At 72.8% G+C, this 15,626-nt stretch carries 13 protein-coding genes; 10 read left to right on the top strand and 3 right to left on the bottom strand.

Going from position 1 to position 15,626, the window contains the following annotated elements:
• The first annotated feature begins 46 nt into the window (after positions 1–46).
• The 4 genes from EDF50_RS16095 to EDF50_RS16080 all read left to right on the top strand — a co-directional run bounded on the left by EDF50_RS16095 (position 47) and on the right by EDF50_RS16080 (position 2,887).
• Positions 47–631: a sugar O-acetyltransferase gene (locus tag EDF50_RS16095; protein ID WP_123520505.1), complete on the top strand. Its 585-nt coding sequence runs from the start codon at positions 47–49 to the stop codon at positions 629–631.
• A 2-nt stretch (positions 632–633) separates the two neighbouring features.
• On the top strand, positions 634–1,188 hold the full coding sequence (locus EDF50_RS16090) for a TetR/AcrR family transcriptional regulator (protein ID WP_123520504.1): 555 nt from the start codon (positions 634–636) through the stop codon (positions 1,186–1,188).
• A gap of 168 nt (positions 1,189–1,356) precedes the next feature.
• A complete protein-coding gene (locus EDF50_RS16085) occupies positions 1,357–1,830 on the top strand; it encodes a hypothetical protein (protein ID WP_123520503.1) in 474 nt (157 codons plus the stop codon).
• A 97-nt stretch (positions 1,831–1,927) separates the two neighbouring features.
• Entirely contained in the window at positions 1,928–2,887 is a 960-nt protein-coding gene (locus tag EDF50_RS16080; RefSeq protein ID WP_123520502.1) for a helix-turn-helix domain-containing protein, read from the top strand.
• 23 nt (positions 2,888–2,910) lie between these two features.
• Here EDF50_RS16080 and EDF50_RS16075 read toward each other — a convergent pair whose 3' ends face one another.
• Entirely contained in the window at positions 2,911–4,149 is a 1,239-nt protein-coding gene (locus EDF50_RS16075) for a polysaccharide pyruvyl transferase family protein (protein WP_123520501.1), read from the bottom strand.
• 175 nt (positions 4,150–4,324) lie between these two features.
• Between EDF50_RS16075 and EDF50_RS16070 the strand changes: the two genes are divergently transcribed.
• Positions 4,325–6,595, top strand: coding sequence for a glycosyltransferase (locus EDF50_RS16070; protein ID WP_123520500.1), 2,271 nt, complete (start codon positions 4,325–4,327; stop codon positions 6,593–6,595).
• Positions 6,592–8,031 (top strand): glycosyltransferase, encoded by a 1,440-nt coding sequence (locus tag EDF50_RS16065; RefSeq protein ID WP_123520535.1) that lies wholly within the window; start codon positions 6,592–6,594, stop codon positions 8,029–8,031. The genes EDF50_RS16070 and EDF50_RS16065 overlap by 4 nt, the downstream gene beginning before the upstream one ends.
• 278 nt (positions 8,032–8,309) lie before the next feature.
• Here EDF50_RS16065 and EDF50_RS16060 read toward each other — a convergent pair whose 3' ends face one another.
• Together EDF50_RS16060 and EDF50_RS16055 are read right to left on the bottom strand one after the other, a co-directional pair.
• Positions 8,310–8,966, bottom strand: coding sequence for a hypothetical protein (locus tag EDF50_RS16060; RefSeq protein ID WP_123520499.1), 657 nt, complete (start codon positions 8,964–8,966; stop codon positions 8,310–8,312).
• A 200-nt stretch (positions 8,967–9,166) separates the two neighbouring features.
• Entirely contained in the window at positions 9,167–10,420 is a 1,254-nt protein-coding gene (locus EDF50_RS16055; RefSeq protein WP_123520498.1) for an ROK family protein, read from the bottom strand.
• A 161-nt stretch (positions 10,421–10,581) separates the two neighbouring features.
• Here EDF50_RS16055 and EDF50_RS16050 point away from each other — a divergent pair, with 161 nt between their 5' ends.
• The 4 genes from EDF50_RS16050 (at position 10,582) to EDF50_RS16035 (ending at position 15,581) form a co-directional block, all read left to right on the top strand.
• Complete coding sequence (locus tag EDF50_RS16050) at positions 10,582–11,868, top strand: ABC transporter substrate-binding protein (RefSeq protein ID WP_233570679.1); 1,287 nt, start codon at positions 10,582–10,584, stop codon at positions 11,866–11,868.
• Positions 11,869–11,939: 71 nt separating this feature from the next.
• The gene (locus tag EDF50_RS16045; protein ID WP_123520533.1) at positions 11,940–12,881 is read left to right on the top strand and encodes a carbohydrate ABC transporter permease; all 942 of its coding nucleotides are present in this window, start codon (positions 11,940–11,942) and stop codon (positions 12,879–12,881) included.
• On the top strand, positions 12,881–13,807 hold the full coding sequence (locus tag EDF50_RS16040) for a carbohydrate ABC transporter permease (RefSeq protein WP_123520497.1): 927 nt from the start codon (positions 12,881–12,883) through the stop codon (positions 13,805–13,807). Before EDF50_RS16045 ends, EDF50_RS16040 begins: the two co-directional genes overlap by 1 nt.
• A gap of 82 nt (positions 13,808–13,889) precedes the next feature.
• Positions 13,890–15,581 carry a glycoside hydrolase family 13 protein gene (locus EDF50_RS16035; RefSeq protein WP_123520496.1) on the top strand — a complete coding sequence of 564 codons (1,692 nt, stop codon included), beginning with the start codon at positions 13,890–13,892 and terminating at the stop codon, positions 15,579–15,581.
• Positions 15,582–15,626: the final 45 nt, after the last annotated feature.

Raw genomic sequence — 15,626 nt, 5'->3', positions numbered from 1 at the left:
GTGCCCAGTGTGTACGTTCGTACGCTCGTCGTCTAGGGTGTCGGGCATGACGACCACCGACCACTTCGCCGGCGACCCGCGCACGAACCACGAGCGGATGCTCGCGGGTGACCTCTACATCTCGGACGACCCCGACATCGCGTCGCGGCAGCAGCGGGCGATCACCCTGCAGGCGCGCTTCGCGGCGGCCTTCGCCGACGACGTCGACGCCGCACAGGAGATCGCGCGTGAGCTGTTCGGCAGCCTGCACGAGACGGCGCACGTGCGGCCGCCGGTGTACGTCGACTACGGCAGCTTCGTCACGATCGGGGCCGGCACCTTCGTGAACTACGGCCTCACCGCGCTCGACGTGGCCCCGATCACGATCGGGGCCGACTGTCAGATCGGCCCGAACGTCCAGCTGCTGACGCCGACGCACCCGGTCGAGCCGCAGCCCCGCCGCGACAAGCTCGAGGCCGCGAAGCCGATCACGATCGGCGACAACGTCTGGCTCGGTGGTGGCGTGATCGTGCTGCCCGGGGTGACGATCGGCGACGACAGCGTGATCGGCGCCGGGGCGGTGGTCACGAAGGACGTCCCCGCAGGCGTCGTCGCGGTCGGCAACCCGGCCCGCGTGGTGAGGAGCCTCTGAGCGTGGGGGGCACGCGGCGCACCGAGCCCGACCGACGCGACCGGCTGATCGACGTGACGCTCGACGTCGTCGCCGAGGTCGGCGTCGCCGGCGCGTCGCACCGCAAGATCGCGGCGCGCGCCGACGTGCCGCTCGGCTCGATGACCTACCACTTCGACGGCATGGACGAGCTGCTGCACGAGGCGTTCTCACGCTTCGCCGAGACGATCATCGTGCGGTTCGAGGGGCGGCTCGGTGCCGCGACCACTCGGGACGAGGCCAAGGAGGCGGTGGTCGCGTTGATCCACGACGACCTGACCGGCCCGGCCGCGGTCCGCGACCAGGTGATCAGCTACGAGCTCTACGCCCTGGCCGCCCGTGAGCCGAGGTTCCGCGAGATCACCCGGGAGTGGATGCGTCGCAGCCGGGTCGAGCTCGAGCGCCACTTCGACCCGGACACCGCGCGCCAGCTCGACGCCTTCGTCGAGGGGGCGTCCATCCACCGTGCCCTCGATCCGTCGCCGCCGAGCCGTGCCCTGACTCGTGACGCCGTGGAGCGCATCACCCGGCCCTCGTGACCGGCGCCACCCGCGCCTCCTGTGGTCGTCGGCCGCGATGGCCGCAAACCGAACTGTGGTCGGCGCGAGGCACGGCTCGAGGTCGCTAGGCGGTCTAATGGAACAGGTGCAGAAGCTGCACGGCGGTGGGAAGGTCGTCACCGGATCAGGACGAGAGTCGAGAAACCAGTGGACGCAGAGAGCGACATGTCGCGCCGCGTCCCGGCGGTCGACAGTCCAGAGGCCTCCACCTCGGACGCCCCCGACACCGCGTTCGGCGACTTCAACGTCGCCAGCGACTTCGGCCAGATCGGCGACGCGGCCCGCACGCCGGCGGCCGACCTCTTCTTCGGTGACTTCGCGCCCCCGCTCGACCCCGACCTGGTCTTCGAGTGCTCGGCGTCGATGAACGGCGAGCACGGTGCGGTGGCCCTCTACGAGGACCGCGTCATCGTCGAGAGCCCGGACGAGCCCGAGGGTGAGGCCGTCTTCTCGAGTGACACGGTGCGGGCCTGGTGGCTGGTCGAGGGTGAGGCGTTCTTCGCGCTCGTCGTCGAGGCCGACGTCCTGCACCGCACGCGCCTGCCTTCCGGGTTCAAGGCCGTGCTGGCGGCCGCGTTCACGAAGGCCTTCGGCGCCGCGTCGACCCCGACCGGCGCGTGAGTCACACTCCGTCCGATCCGGGTCCGAACGGCAGCACGGTGACGATTCCCCCGTCAAGGGCCTCTTTCAGTGCGCGCGGCATGGCAGGATCACTCTGATGGAACCCGAACAGACCCTGCCCCCGGTGCGCTCCGAGATGGGCGGCCGCGACATGGACCAGGCGCGAGCCCTGTTCGAGGACACCTACAACGGCGCCGGGTTCCGCACCGACACCCGGCAAGAGACGTTCGCCTACCGCTACACGACGGCGGGCGACGAGGACATGACGTTGCGTTCGGCGATGTTCCTCGGCGACATCCGCGGGGCGATCCAACCCGAGCGCGAATACGTCGTCGCCTGGATCACCGCGGGCGAGGGCCGGGTCGACGTCGGGGCCGAAGAGGCCGCGTTCGAGATCGGCCGCCCGTTGATGTTCCCGACCGGCAAGGCCTTCGAGTTCGAGGTCCGCGAATACCGGCAGAACCTCGTGCACTTCGACGCCGCGTACCTCGAGCGCATGGCCGCCGAGCACGAGGGCGCCCTCGCCGGGCCGCTGCAGTTCGACCACACGGTCGTACCCGACCTCGCGAACCTGCGTCGGTGGCAGGCCACCATCACGAACGCCGCGAAGACGATCCTCGGTGGCGAGTCGACCGAGCTGCTGCGCTCCGAGCTCAAGCGGGAGTCGGCCTTCGCCCTGCTCGACACCTTCTCGCACCGGTCGATCGACCTGCCGCCCGCGTTGCTCGTGCCCCGCAACGCCCGCCTGCGCGAGGCCGTCGAGTACCTGCACACCCACTCGCACCTGCCGGTCAACATGTCCCAGCTGGCCGAGACCGTGCACCTCACGCCCCGCGGGCTGCAGCAGGCCTTCAGCCGGCAGCTCGGGGTCACACCCACCGAGTACCTGCGCACCATCCGCCTCGACCACGTCCGTGCCGAGCTGACCGAGCTGGCCCCGGGTGAGGCGACCGTCGCCGCCGTCGCGCAGCGCTGGGGCTTCACGCACCTGAGTCGTTTCACCGCGTCGTACGTCCAACGCTTCGGCGAGTACCCCAGCGCCACCCTGCAGGGCTGACCCCTCGCGGGCCGCGCAGCGCGTCAGCCGCGCAGCGCACCCGCGACCCGGTCCCACCAGGCGGCCGACGCCGCGCGGGTCCCGTCCAGGCGCTCGGCCCACGCCGTGCGCACCGTGTCGCGTCCGGCCCATGCCGCCAGCGCGACCGCGTCGGCCTCGCCCGCGAGCAGCTGAGCGGCCGTGACGACGCTCGTCTGCCCGAAGTTGCCGAGGGCCCCGGTCAGCTTGATGGTCGTGTAGTCGTCCACCGCGAGCCCGACCGTCGGCACCCCGCCCGCGACGGCGAACACGGCCGGGTGGTAGCGGCTGGTCAGGTGCAGGGCCGCACCTCGGGCGAAGCGCGCGGCCGCGGGGGAGTCGGTCGTGGGTTCGACCCGCGCGGGCACGGTCAGCCGGTCGAGCACGGCCCGGTGCAGCAGCGAGTCGCCGCGCTCCTCGGTCGGGTCGAGCGACGCCCAGTGCGCGAGGAACACGACCTCGAGCCCGGCCTCGCCCGCCACCCGGTCGAGCAGCCGGGCGACGGCCGTGGCGAACGCCGCCCGGTCGGCGTCGCCGACGTGCGCGGACAGGCTGACCGCGAGATACGGCGCCGGTGCGCCAGCTGAGCCCGCGACGTCCGCGGCACCCCCGGCAGGAGGCGCGGCGTCGAACCCGAGGAAGCTCGCGTCGTCCACCGTCCCCACCGCCGTCGCCGGGTCGACGCCGAGCGTCCGCACCAGCTCGAGCGACGCGCCCTCGCGCAACCCCACGAGAGCGGCCGCGTCGAGCAGCTCGGTGACGAGTTCGCGGTCCTCGCCCTCGAGCACCGGCCCGATGGTCTGCCCACTGACGACGAGCGGCTTGTCGAAGCGTCGGGCGATCAGTCCGAGCGTGTTCCGCTCGTACACGTGCATCGGCCACAGCGAGGCCATGTTGCCGCCGCCCGCGACGAGCACGCCGTCGGCCTCGCGGACGGCCTCGACGACCTGCCAGGCCGGGTCGTCCTGCGGCAGGTGACCCGCGCCTCCGTCGATCGCCGACAGCACGCGGGCGCGACGCTCACGCTGGCCGAGTCGGCCGCCGGTCGTCGCGGGGTGGAAGCCGATCGCGGGCACGGCGTCGACGCCGTACCGCTCGGCGGTCTCGGCCGGGTTCGACGAGACGCCCGTGATCAGGGCGCCACGGGCGCGCAGCTGCACGGTCGCCTCGTGGAACATCGCCTCGTCACCGATGTGGACCATTCCGTCGAGCACGCCGACGTCTCCGATGGTGACGATTCGCACGGGTGGGACCTCTCGCTGCGGGACTCGGCAGCGGGATCGATGCCGCCCCCGACGGTACCGGACCCTCGAAGCGCCGAGCGCACCGTCGGGTCACCCCGCGGCGATAGGCTCCACCAGGCCCGGGGCTCCGGGGTCGACTCCGCGCGCCGCGCGCCGCACCACCGAGAGGCACCGCATGGGCATCCAGACCTCGCTCGACGCGATCCACGAGGCCGACCGCCTGGTCGACTCGATGCGGCTCGCCGACGACCTCGCGCTCGACGCCGCGCGGACCGGTGGGGCCCGCACGATCCGAGTGCTGCGCGGTGCCCTCGGCAGCCAGGACCAACTCGTCGCCATCGCGGCCACGAACGCGCTCGCGCAGGTCTTCGACGAGCAGGCCGACGTCGTGCTGAGCGACCTGTTGTCGAGCGACCGCACCTTCCTCCGCGAGCACGCCGCATCGGCGCTCAGTCAGCGGCTGCCCCGCTACGACACCGTCGGCCGGTTGATCGGACTCGTCGTCGCCGGCGGCTTCACCGGCATGGTGGCCCAGCGCACGCTCGAGCAGTGGTCGTCGTCCGCCCCCGCCGTGGTCGCGGTGGCGCTCGAGGGCGCCCTGATCGGCGTGCACGAGCCCGACGCGCGGTACCGCCTGGTCGAGACCCTCGGCCTGGTGCGAGCCCGCATCGCCTCGCGCCCGCTCGCGACCATCGCCCGCGACGGGGGTGAGGACGAGCACGTCCGCGTCGCCGCCGTGTCGGCCCTCGGCCAGCGTCGCGGCGACCAGGCCGTCGCCTCCACCGTGCACGAGCTCGCCCGTCACGACGGCTACCTCGGCGACGTCGCGCGCCTCGCCGTGATCGACCTCTCGGCCCGCGACGACGTGTTCGACGGCGACGGCGGCCTCGACCGCGGCCTCGACCGCGCCGGCGCGCGCCTCCGGGGAGGCACCGACACGGCGGACACCGGCCTCCCGGTCGCGGACCCGGCCGGGCGCGACGGTCTCACCATCGCCCAGCTCTTCCTGCACGCCGACATCGACGCCGGCCTCACCCACGCCGGCAGCGGCGACAACGGCGGTATCGCGACGCTGCTCGTGCGGCTCGGCGACGCGCTCGCCGCCGGAGGCGCGGCGCACGTCCTCGACGACCGTCACGTCGCCCGGGTCGTCACCCTCTCGCGCGGATCGGCGGACGCGGCGGTCGCGAGCGTCCACGACCTGGCGTCCCGCGCCTCCGGACACGTCTACGGGCGCGTGCCGCTGCTCAGCGACCCCGTCTCGTCGTCGACCGCGTGGCCGCTGCGGGTCGCGGCCCGTCGCGGCATCCGACGGGTGCTGCGCGCCGCGGGCGGCGTCGACCTGCTGCATCTGCGCATGGCCGACGTGGGCAGCCTGGCGGCCGCCGACGTGGCCCGCGAGCTCGACATCCCCGTCGTCTTCACGGTCGCGCCCGACCCGCACGCCGTCATCCAGTCCCTCGACCTGTCGGGCGCGCTGACCCGCGAGACCTTCGGCGACGTCGACGAGGTCGAGCACTTCTGGTTCCGTACGCGTCTCGTGCAGCAGCTCGCCTCGAACGCGTCGCACACGGTGCTGTTCCCCCGGCCTGAGCTCGAGCGCGACATGCGCGAGCTGGTCGGCATCGACGTCACCTCGCACCCCGAGCGCCACACGATCGTGCCCGAGGGCATCGACCTCGACGTGGTCGACCGCTCGGTCGCCGAGGCCGCCGAGCACGCCGCGGGCCTGCCCGCGACCCCGCCGCTCGCCGAGCTGTGCGCCCTGCTCGAGACCCTGCCGCCCGAGCGCCGTGGCCTGCCCCTGCTGGTCAGCGTCGGGCGCCTGCACCGGGTCAAGGGGATGGCGACCATCGTCGAGGCGTGGGCCGGCGGACCGTTGCGCGATCGCGCGAATCTGTTGCTGATCGGCGGCGACCTCGAACACCCGAGCGCCGACGAGCGCGAACAGCTCGACCTGATCGACACGATCGTCCCCGTCGACCGGCACCGCGCCTCCGGACTGCTGCTGCCCGGCCACCGGCCGAACGACACGGTCGCCCGGTGGGTCGCCGCGGCGCGCTTCGGCCTGCCCGGGCTCGCGGCGCCGCGCGGCGTCTACGTCTGCGGCAGCCTGAAAGAGGAGTTCGGTATCGCCCTGCTCGAGGCCATGGGCTCCGGTCTGCTCGTCGTCGCGCCGCAGGGTGGCGGGCCGTCGACCTACGTCCGACAAGGGGACACCGGCTGGCTCACCCGCACCTGGGACGTCGACGCCCTGCGCCAGGCCATGGACGAGGCGCTCACCGCCGCCTCGACCGAGACCACGGAGGCGCGCGCGGCCCGGTCACGCGACACCGTCGAGCGCTCCTTCACGATCCAGGCCATGGCGCGGTCGCTGTCCGGCGTCTACGGCACGGTGCACCACGACGAGCTCGAACAGCGCGAGTGGAGCGTGAGCGCACGATGACCCTGCTCGTCATCAGCCCGGACTACGCGTCCCACCTGCTGCCCCTAGCGACCCTGGCCACCGAGTGGCGCGACCGCGGTGAGCGCGTCGTCGTCGCGACCGGGCCGGCCACCGCAGCCATCGTCCGGTCGTTCGGCTTCGAGCGCGTGCACCTGCAGCTCGGTCGCGGCTCGAACCCCGGCGTCATCCGGGCGGAAGAGCAGGTCGCCGACGAGGACGCGTCGCTGCGCGGCTTCTTCGACGCCACCCGGCTCGGCATGGTCGAGACGCTCTCGTACCAGGCGCGCGAACGCCTCACCGACCTCATGTGGCAGCCGGTCGCGACGGCCCGGGCCGTGCTCGACGTGGTCGCCGCCGTGCAGCCCGACCAGATCGTCGTGGACCACCTCGCGTTCAGCGCCCGGCTCGCGCTCGTCGCCGGCGGCGTCTCGTTCGCCGACGTCGTGCTCGGGCACCCGACGGCGCTGCCCGTGGGCGACGAGGTCTACGGCTGCCCGCCCGAGTGGCCTGCCGCGTTCGGCGGTGCCGGTGCCGGTGCCGCCCCGGCCGGAGGCCGCACCACCGTCGCGTCGTCGAACCACGCTCCGGCGTGGTTCGACGACGCGAACGTGGTGCGACCCCCCGCGGGGCCCGGGCCCGCTCCGGCGGGCGTCGTGGGCCTGCGCGAGCTCTGCGAACGGGTCGACGCCTCGTTCACCGCCGAGTGGAACGCGGCCCTGGCCGAACTCGCGCCACACCTCCCGCCGTCGACGAGCGCGTTCGGCGAGCACGGCGACCTGCTGCTCTACAACTACCCCGGCGAGCTCGCCGATCCCGCCCGTGACGCCCTGCTGCCGCGGCACGTCTGGCTCGGGTCGGCCGTCCGCGCCGAGCCGGTCGACGCCGAAGTCGCCGCCTGGCTGGCCGCCGGTGCCGGGCCCACGCCCGCGCCGTTCGTCTACGTCAGCTTCGGCAGCTTCCTGTCGGTGCGGTCGGACGTGCTCGGGCGCGTGGCGGAGGCCCTGCGGCGGGTCGGGGTGCGGGCCGCGATCGCGCTAGGTTCCGGGGCCCGCGCCGACCTCGGCGAGGTGCCGGCCGACTGGCTCGTGCGCGAGTTCCTGCCGCAGGTCACCCTGCTCGACGCGGCGGCCGCGGCCGTCACGCACGGTGGCAACAACAGCGTGACCGAGGCGATGACCGCGGGCGTGCCCGTCGTCGTCCTGCCGTTCTCGACCGACCAGTTCGCCGGGGCCGCGGCCCTCGAACGGACCGGGGTCGGCGTCGCGCTGGCCCCGAACACGGCGACCGTCGACGAGCTGGCGGAGGCCCTGCGGCACGTGCTCGACCTGCCGACGCGCGACCCCGGAGCGGCCGGGCGCCTGGCCGGTCTGGCGGCGTCCCTGCGCGAGACGCCCGGGCGGGCGCGAGCCCACGCGGCGCTCACCGCGACCGGCTGACCGCCCGGGCCCGCGCCTCCTTGCCCGCGCCTCCTTGCCCGCGCCTTCTCGCCCGCGCCTCGGCGTCACCGCGTCGTCGTGCCGACCGAATCGGGCCGGTCCCGCCGTCGAGTGGGCAGAAGACGCTGGTCGGAAGCCGCCCGAGAGCACTTTTCGCCCACTCGGGCCCGACGGTCGCCCGGATGCGGTCGCGCCCCCCCGTCGGGACGGGTGGGCCGCTCGACCACGCGCTCGGCCCGCTGCACACGGTGCCCGCCGACTGAGGCGGCCCGGCCGCCCTACCCCCCGAAGACGACCGCGCGCATCGCGTCGGCGCCGACCGATGCGTCGCGGTACCGCTGCATGAGCGCGGCGTTGGCGTCGTACTGCGGCCCTTCGCGCACCTCGGCCTGGTGGTGCAGGGCGAACACCATGCCCTCGTGGCGGCGGGGCGGTTCGCCGAGCAGGGTGGTGTGGGCGAGGTACCAGGCGGCGTCCTCGAAGCCCCAGCCGCGGAAGCGCTCGTCCTGCCCGCCGTGCGCCTGCCACGAGGAGGCGCGGGTCACGTAGACCCCCGAGCAGGCCCCGCGCACGAGCTCGAAGTCGCACTCCTCGAGGGGGGTGCCCGCGGCCGCCTGCGCGGTGCCGTCGCGTCCCAGCCAGTGGTACTCGGTGTAGGGCAGGTGCACCCGGCCGCTCGTGCGGGCCGCCTCGATCGCCGCCAGCAGGGGCTCGCGTTGCGGCAGGGTGTCGGCGTCGCCGATCACGGCGACCTCGTCGTCGGCCAGGGCCGCGACCCCGAGGTTGCGGCACTGCGCCAGGTTGAAGACCGGGTCCGGCGAGTCGATCGTGCGGATGTCGGCTTCGGGCAGGGCCTCGGCGTACCAGTCGCGGACGACCTCGAACGCCGCGATGCGACTGGGTTGCGGACGCCAGGGGAGCACGACGGTGACCATCCCGCGAGCCTAGCGGCGCTCGCCCGCCTGCCCACCCGCCTGCCCACCCGCCCCTGCCCGCCCGGACCTGCCGTCGCGATGCACCCGGTTTCGAACGATGAACCCGGAAGCAACCGGGTGCATCGTTCGGAACCGGGTTCATCGCCGTCCGAGCCCGAGCCCGAGCCCGAGCCCGAGCCCGAGCCCGAGCCGAGCGGGCCTCAGGAGGCGCGGGTCGCGTCCGCCGCACCCGGCAGCGTCAGCTCGAGTGCGTGGCCGCGCACGTGGGCGAGGGCCCGCTCGACGGCGCCCGTGGTGACCACCGCGTCGCCCAGGGTCGAGGCGACGACCTCGGGTGCGGCCCGGTGCGTGAACCGGCTGAGCCACGGCGTCGTCCGCTCGAGGAGCAGTCCGATCGCGGGGGCGACCGCTCCGGCGACGACGATGCGATCGACGTCGAGCATGCCGCTGAGCATCGCGCAGACGCGGCCGAACCGCTCGGCCGCGCGCTCGACGAGACGCAGGGCGGTCGCGTCGCCGGCGTCGGCGGCGGCCAGAACCGCGGGGGCCTCGAGCTCGTCGAGCGGGATCGCCCGCAGCGGCGACGCGGCAGGCACCGTGCCGAGCTGTCTCGCGGCCCGGGCCCAGTCGCGCAGCAGGGCACCGAGGCCGTCGGCCGACCCGACGCCTTCGACCAGGTCGAGGAGGCGCATCTCGCCCGCGGCACCGCGGCTGCCCCGCACGAGGGCTCCGTCGAGCACGAACCCGGCGCCGAACCGCTCGCCCGCCAGCAGGGTCACGAACGACGTGGCGCCGGCGCCGGCCTCGCGGTCGGCGTGCGACGCGGCCGCCGCCTCGGCGACGGCCGCCAGGTTGGCGTCGTTCTCGACGACGACGGCCCAGCCGCGCTCGGCGAACAGGCCGGTGTAGTCGGGGTTCATCAGCACCCAGAAGTCGGCGCCGACCTCGACCGGCGAACGGCCCTCGGCGTCGGTGGGGGCGGGCACCCCGAGGGCGATCGCCAGGACGTCGGGGTCGGCCAGCCCGGCCTCGGCCAGGACGTCGTCGACGAGTCGGGCGACCGTGCGTCGGCGGGCCGCGGCGGTGCCGTCCGGGTCGATGCGTCGCGCGACGCGGGCCACGACGTCGCCGCGCAGGTCGGCGACGACGGCCGTGAGGTGGTGGCGGCCGGCGTCGACGCCGACGACGTGCCCGGCCGAGCGGGCCAGGGCGTACCGCCGCGCCGGGCGGCCCTTCCGGTACTCGCCGGTCGAGCGGGCGTCGGCGAGCGACACCATCCAGCCGTGGTCGATGAGGTCGTCGCAGACCCCGATCACGGTCGACCGGGTCAGCCCGGTCAGGGCGATCAGGTCGCTGGCCGTGACGGCGTCGACGGACCACGCGTGCCTCAGCACCTCGGCCGCGTTCATACGTCGCAGCAGGCTCGGCGACGACACCCCGGTGCTCAGCGCCACCCGCGCCTCCTCGTGCTGTGGCCGGTGCCTCACGACACGGCGGATCTTTTCGTCGACGACCCATGGTGCCACGCGCCGAATTGATCTAGGGTCTAAATCTACACACCAGATCAACTCGGTCCCGACGCTGTCGTCGGGGTCGCGACCCGGGAGACGACGACGTGCCCACACCCCCACTGCCCTCTGGCGCCGGCCTCAGCCGACGCGCCCTCCTCGGCGGGATCGGTGCCGCCGGTGCGGCCCTGATGCTGGCCGGTTGCGCTCCGACCGGTTCCACCCGTGGGCGCGCCGAGATCACGTTCTACGCGACCAAGCCCGAGGCGATCCCCTACTTCTCCGACCTGGTCTCGAGGTTCAACGAGTCGCAGTCGGCGATCCGGGTGATCCACGACTCCACCTCGGGCATCTCGGCCGGCTTCGTCCGAGGCAACCCGCCCGACGTCGCGGCCTTCACCTACAACCTCGAGATGGCCCGCTTCATGGAGCGCGGCGCCCTGAGCGACCTCGGCGACCTGCCCGAGGCGTCGACGATCCGGCCCGAGGTGCAGAGCCTCGTCGACCAGTACGCGACCTACCCCGGCCGCACGAGCGTGCTGCCGTACTCGATCACCGCGGCGTCGGTCATCTACGACCAGCGGATCTTCGCCGACCTCGGGGTCGAGGTGCCGACCACGTGGGACGAGTTCCTCGCGGCCTGCGACACCTTCACCGCGGCCGGCGTCACGCCGATCTACAGCACCTTCCGCGAGCCGTGGACCGTCGCACAGGGCCTGTTCGACTACACGACCGGCGGCATGCTCGACGTCGCGGCCTTCTACGAGAAGATGAACGCCGAGGGCACGAGCGTCGGCCAGGGCGGCTCGGTCTCGTTCGAGAAGGACTTCCGCGAGCCGGTCGAGCGCATGGTGCAGCTCGCCGGGCTGTCGAACGCGAACCGCAACAGCCGGGGTTACGGCGACGGCAACCTCGCGATGGCGCAGGGCGAGGCCGCGATGCTCATGCAGGGCCCGTGGGCGCTCGGCGAGATCACCAAGGCCAACCCCGAGGCCAAGATCGGCACGTTCCCCCTGCCGATGACCGACGACCCCGACGACCGCAAGGTGCGGGTCAACCTCGACCTCGCCCTCTGGGTGCCCCAGCAGTCGCGCAAGCAGGAGGCCGCCCGCGAGTTCCTCACCTACCTGATGCAGCCCGAGATCCACGACGCGTACAACCGTGACTTCCTGGCGTTCGGCACCACGACCTCGGCCCCCGCCGTGACCGACGAGCGCATCGTCGGCATGCAGAGCTACTACGACGAGGCGCGGTTCTACCAGGGCGCCTCGAAGGCGATCCCGCTGACGATCCCCGCCGAGAACTACGTGCAGGGCATCGTCACGGGTGCGAGCGCCGAAGGCACCCTGCGCACCATGGACGCCGACTGGCGTCGCCTGGCGCTCCGCGCATGAGCGCGACCGACGGCGCGGCCCGCACCGCGGGCCCGGCCGCCCCGACCACCGCCCGAGTCGAAGGAGACCCGATGGCCACGACCACCACCCCCAGGGTCGAGCGAGGCGCCCGCACCTCGCTCAGCGGCAGCACGACCGGCAACCCCCGGCGTCGCGGCAAGCGCGTCGACCCGGTCTTCTACTTCTTCCTCGTGCCGACGCTCGTCCTGTTCTCGCTGGCGATCACCCTGCCGGCCGTGATGGGCGTGTTCTACAGCTTCACGAACTCGATCGGGTTCGGCGAGTTCGACATGGTGGGCGTCACGAACTACCTCGCGATGGCGACCGACCCGGCGATCCTCGGCTCGTACGGCTTCACGATGGGCTTCGCGCTCGTCACGGTGATCGCCGTGAACGTCGTCGCGCTGCTGCTCGCGATCGGCCTGACCTCGCAGATCAAGGCCAAGACGGCGCTGCGAGCCGTGTTCGTCATCCCGATGGTCATCTCGGGCATCATCATCGCGTTCGTCTTCCAGTTCCTCTTCTCGAACTCGCTGCCGGCCCTCGGCGCCTCGCTCGGCATCCCCGGACTGCAGGACAGCATCCTGGCGAACGCCGACACCGCCTGGATCGGCATCGTCGTCGTGACCGCGTGGCAGGCGATCCCGAGCACGCTGCTGATCTACATCGCGGGCCTGCTGGCGATCCCCGGCGAGGTGTACGAGGCGAGCAGCCTCGACGGCGCCTCGGGCTGGAAGCAGCTGCGCTCGATCACGCTGCCGCTCGTCGCGGGCTACGTCGTCATTAACACGATCATCGGGTTCAAGAACTTCCTGAACTCGTACGACATCATCGTCGGCCTGACGAACGGCGGCCCGGGCACGTCGACCCGCAGCATCGCGATGACGATCTTCACCGGCTTCACCGGCGGCGACTACGCCTACCAGATGGCCAACGCGACCATCTTCTTCGCGATCGCCGTCGCGATCGCCCTCGTCCAACTCCGGATCACCCGCGGAAAGGCGGCCGTCTGATGGCGAACACCGCACTCGTCACCCCCGCCGCCTCGGCGGCACCCACCCCGGGAGGCGCGGGTCGCGACGCCGACGCCGTCACCCGTCGTCGACGTGGTCGCGTCGGCCAGGAACGACCGAACCGGCTCGTCACCGCGCTGCTCGTGCTCGGCACGATCACCGTGCTGATCCCGATCTACGTGACCATCACGATGTCGCTCAAGACGACGGCCCAGGCCGTCGACGGCAACGCGTTCAGCCTGCCGGCGCCGGTCGACTTCTCGAACTTCGCGGCCGCCTGGCAGCTGACCGACTTCCCGCGGGCGTTCGGCATCTCGACCCTCGTCACGGCCGCGACCGTCGTCGGCACGGTGGTGCTCGCCTCGATGGCGTCGTACGCGATCTCGCGCAACTGGGACCGCAAGCTCTTCCGCTGGTCGTTCTTCTACCTGCTCGCCGCGATGTTCCTGCCGTTCCCGGTGGTCGCCCTGTCGCAGATCAAGCTGACCGGCATCGTCGGCCTCGACAACCCCGTCGGCGTCGCCCTGCTGCACGTCATGTTCCAGTTGTCGTTCTCGATCCTGTTGTTCACGGCGTTCCTGCGATCGCTGCCCGAAGAGCTCGAAGAGAGCGCGCGGCTCGACGGCGCCACCACGTGGCAGGTGTTCTGGCGCCTGGTGTTCCCGCTGCTCGCCCCGATGAGCGCCACGGTCGGCATCTTCGCCTTCCTGGCCTCGTGGAACGACTTCGCGATGCCCTCGCTGATCACCGCCGACCCGTCGCTGCAGACGCTGCCCGTGCTGCAGCAGATCTTCCAGACCCAGTTCAGCAACAACTACAACGTCGCCTTCGCCTCGTACCTCATGGCCATGGCCCCCGCGATCGTCGTCTACCTCTTCACCCAACGCTGGGTGATGGCGGGCGTGACGCAGGGCGCGATCAAGTAGGCGGCCGTCGGGGGCGCGACCCGCGCCTCCTGACCTCCGAGACGACCCACCACCACCACCACCGAGAGGACCCCGCTCCACGATGACCGACACGCTCCGCACCGCACCCTCGACCGAGCTGCTGACCGACGACCCGACCTGGTGGCGCCAGGCCGCGGTGTACCAGATCTACCCCCGCAGCTTCGCCGACTCGAACGGCGACGGCATCGGCGACCTGCCGGGCATCACCGCCAAGGTGCCGTACCTGCGGCAACTCGGCGTGGACGCGGTCTGGCTCAGCCCGTTCTACCCGTCCGCGCTCGCCGACGGCGGCTACGACGTCGACGACTACCGCGACGTCGACCCCAAAATCGGCACGCTGGCCCAGTTCGACGAGATGATCGACGCGCTGCACACGGCCGGCATCCGGGTGATCGCCGACCTCGTGCCGAACCACTCGTCCGACCGGCACGTCTGGTTCCAGGAGGCGCTGGCCGCCCCCGCCGGGTCACCCGCCCGGGCGCGGTACGTCTTCCGTGACGGCCTCGGCGAGCACGGCGAGTTGCCGCCCTCGGACTGGACCTCGATCTTCGGCGGCCCGGCCTGGACCCGCGTCGCCGACGGCCAGTGGTACCTGCACTCGTTCGCGAGCGAGCAGCCCGACTGGGACTGGGACAACCCGGAGGTACGTGAGGACTTCTTGACGACGCTGCGGTTCTGGTCGGACCGCGGGGTCGACGGCTTCCGCGTCGACGTCGCCCACGGGCTGGCCAAGAGTCTGCCCGAGGTGCTGCCGTCCAAGGCCGAGCTCGACGCGCTGCCCAAGGCCGACGGCGACCACCCGCTGTGGGACCGCGACGAGGTGCACGAGATCTACGCCACGTGGCGCGAGGTGTTCGACGAGTACGACCCGCCGCGCATCGCCGTGGCCGAGGCCTGGGTCGAGCCGTCGCGTCGTGCCCGGTACGCCAGCGCCGAGGGCCTGGGCCAGGCGTTCAACTTCGACCTGCTCGAGGCCGACTTCGACGCCACGCAGTTCCACGACATCATCACCTACAACCTCGACGCCGCCGAGACGTCGGGCTCGTCGACCACGTGGGTGTTCTCGAACCACGACGTCGTCCGCCACGCGACCCGGTACGGCCTGCCCGCCCTCGACGGCCGTGAGGTCAAGCAGGGCGCCGAGTGGCTGTTGTCGGGCGGCACCTCGCCCGAGGTCGACGTCGAGACCGGCCTGCGCCGGGCGCGTGCGGCGTCGCTGTTCATGCTCGGTCTGCCCGGTTCGGCCTACGTCTACCAGGGTGAGGAGCTCGGCCTGCCCGAGGTCGCGGACATCCCCGCGGACGAGCGCCAGGACCCCTCGTTCTTCCGCAACCCCGGCGTCGACATCGGCCGCGACGGCTGCCGCGTGCCGCTGCCCTGGACCCGTTCGGGCTCGTCGTTCGGCTTCGGCGCGGGCGACGCCCACCTGCCGCAGCCGGGCTGGTTCGGCGAGTACTCCGTCGAGGCCGAGGAGGCCGACGCGACGTCGACGCTCGCCCTGTACCGCACGGCCCTCGCCGCACGCCGTCACCTGCAGACCGACGAGACGCTCGAGTGGCTGCCGGTCGACGGCCGTGACGACGTCTTGCACGTCGTGCGGCCCGGCGGGTGGCACGTGGTCTGTGTGTTCGGCACCGAGCCGGTCGACCTGGCCACGCTCGGGCTGGGCTCGGGCGAGGTGCTCGTGGCGAGCGGGCCGCTCTCGGACGCCGGGCGGCTGCCGGGCGAGACGGCGGCCTGGCTGCGCGGCTGAGTCCTGTGCCCTGAACGCCGGGCGGGCGGGTTCGTCGGTGGCGGG

This window comes from Frigoribacterium sp. PhB24, assembly GCF_003755185.1.
GTDB lineage: Bacteria > Actinomycetota > Actinomycetes > Actinomycetales > Microbacteriaceae > Frigoribacterium.
Note: the sequence above shows the minus strand (reverse complement) of the source record. Positions and strands in the feature narration are given on the sequence as shown.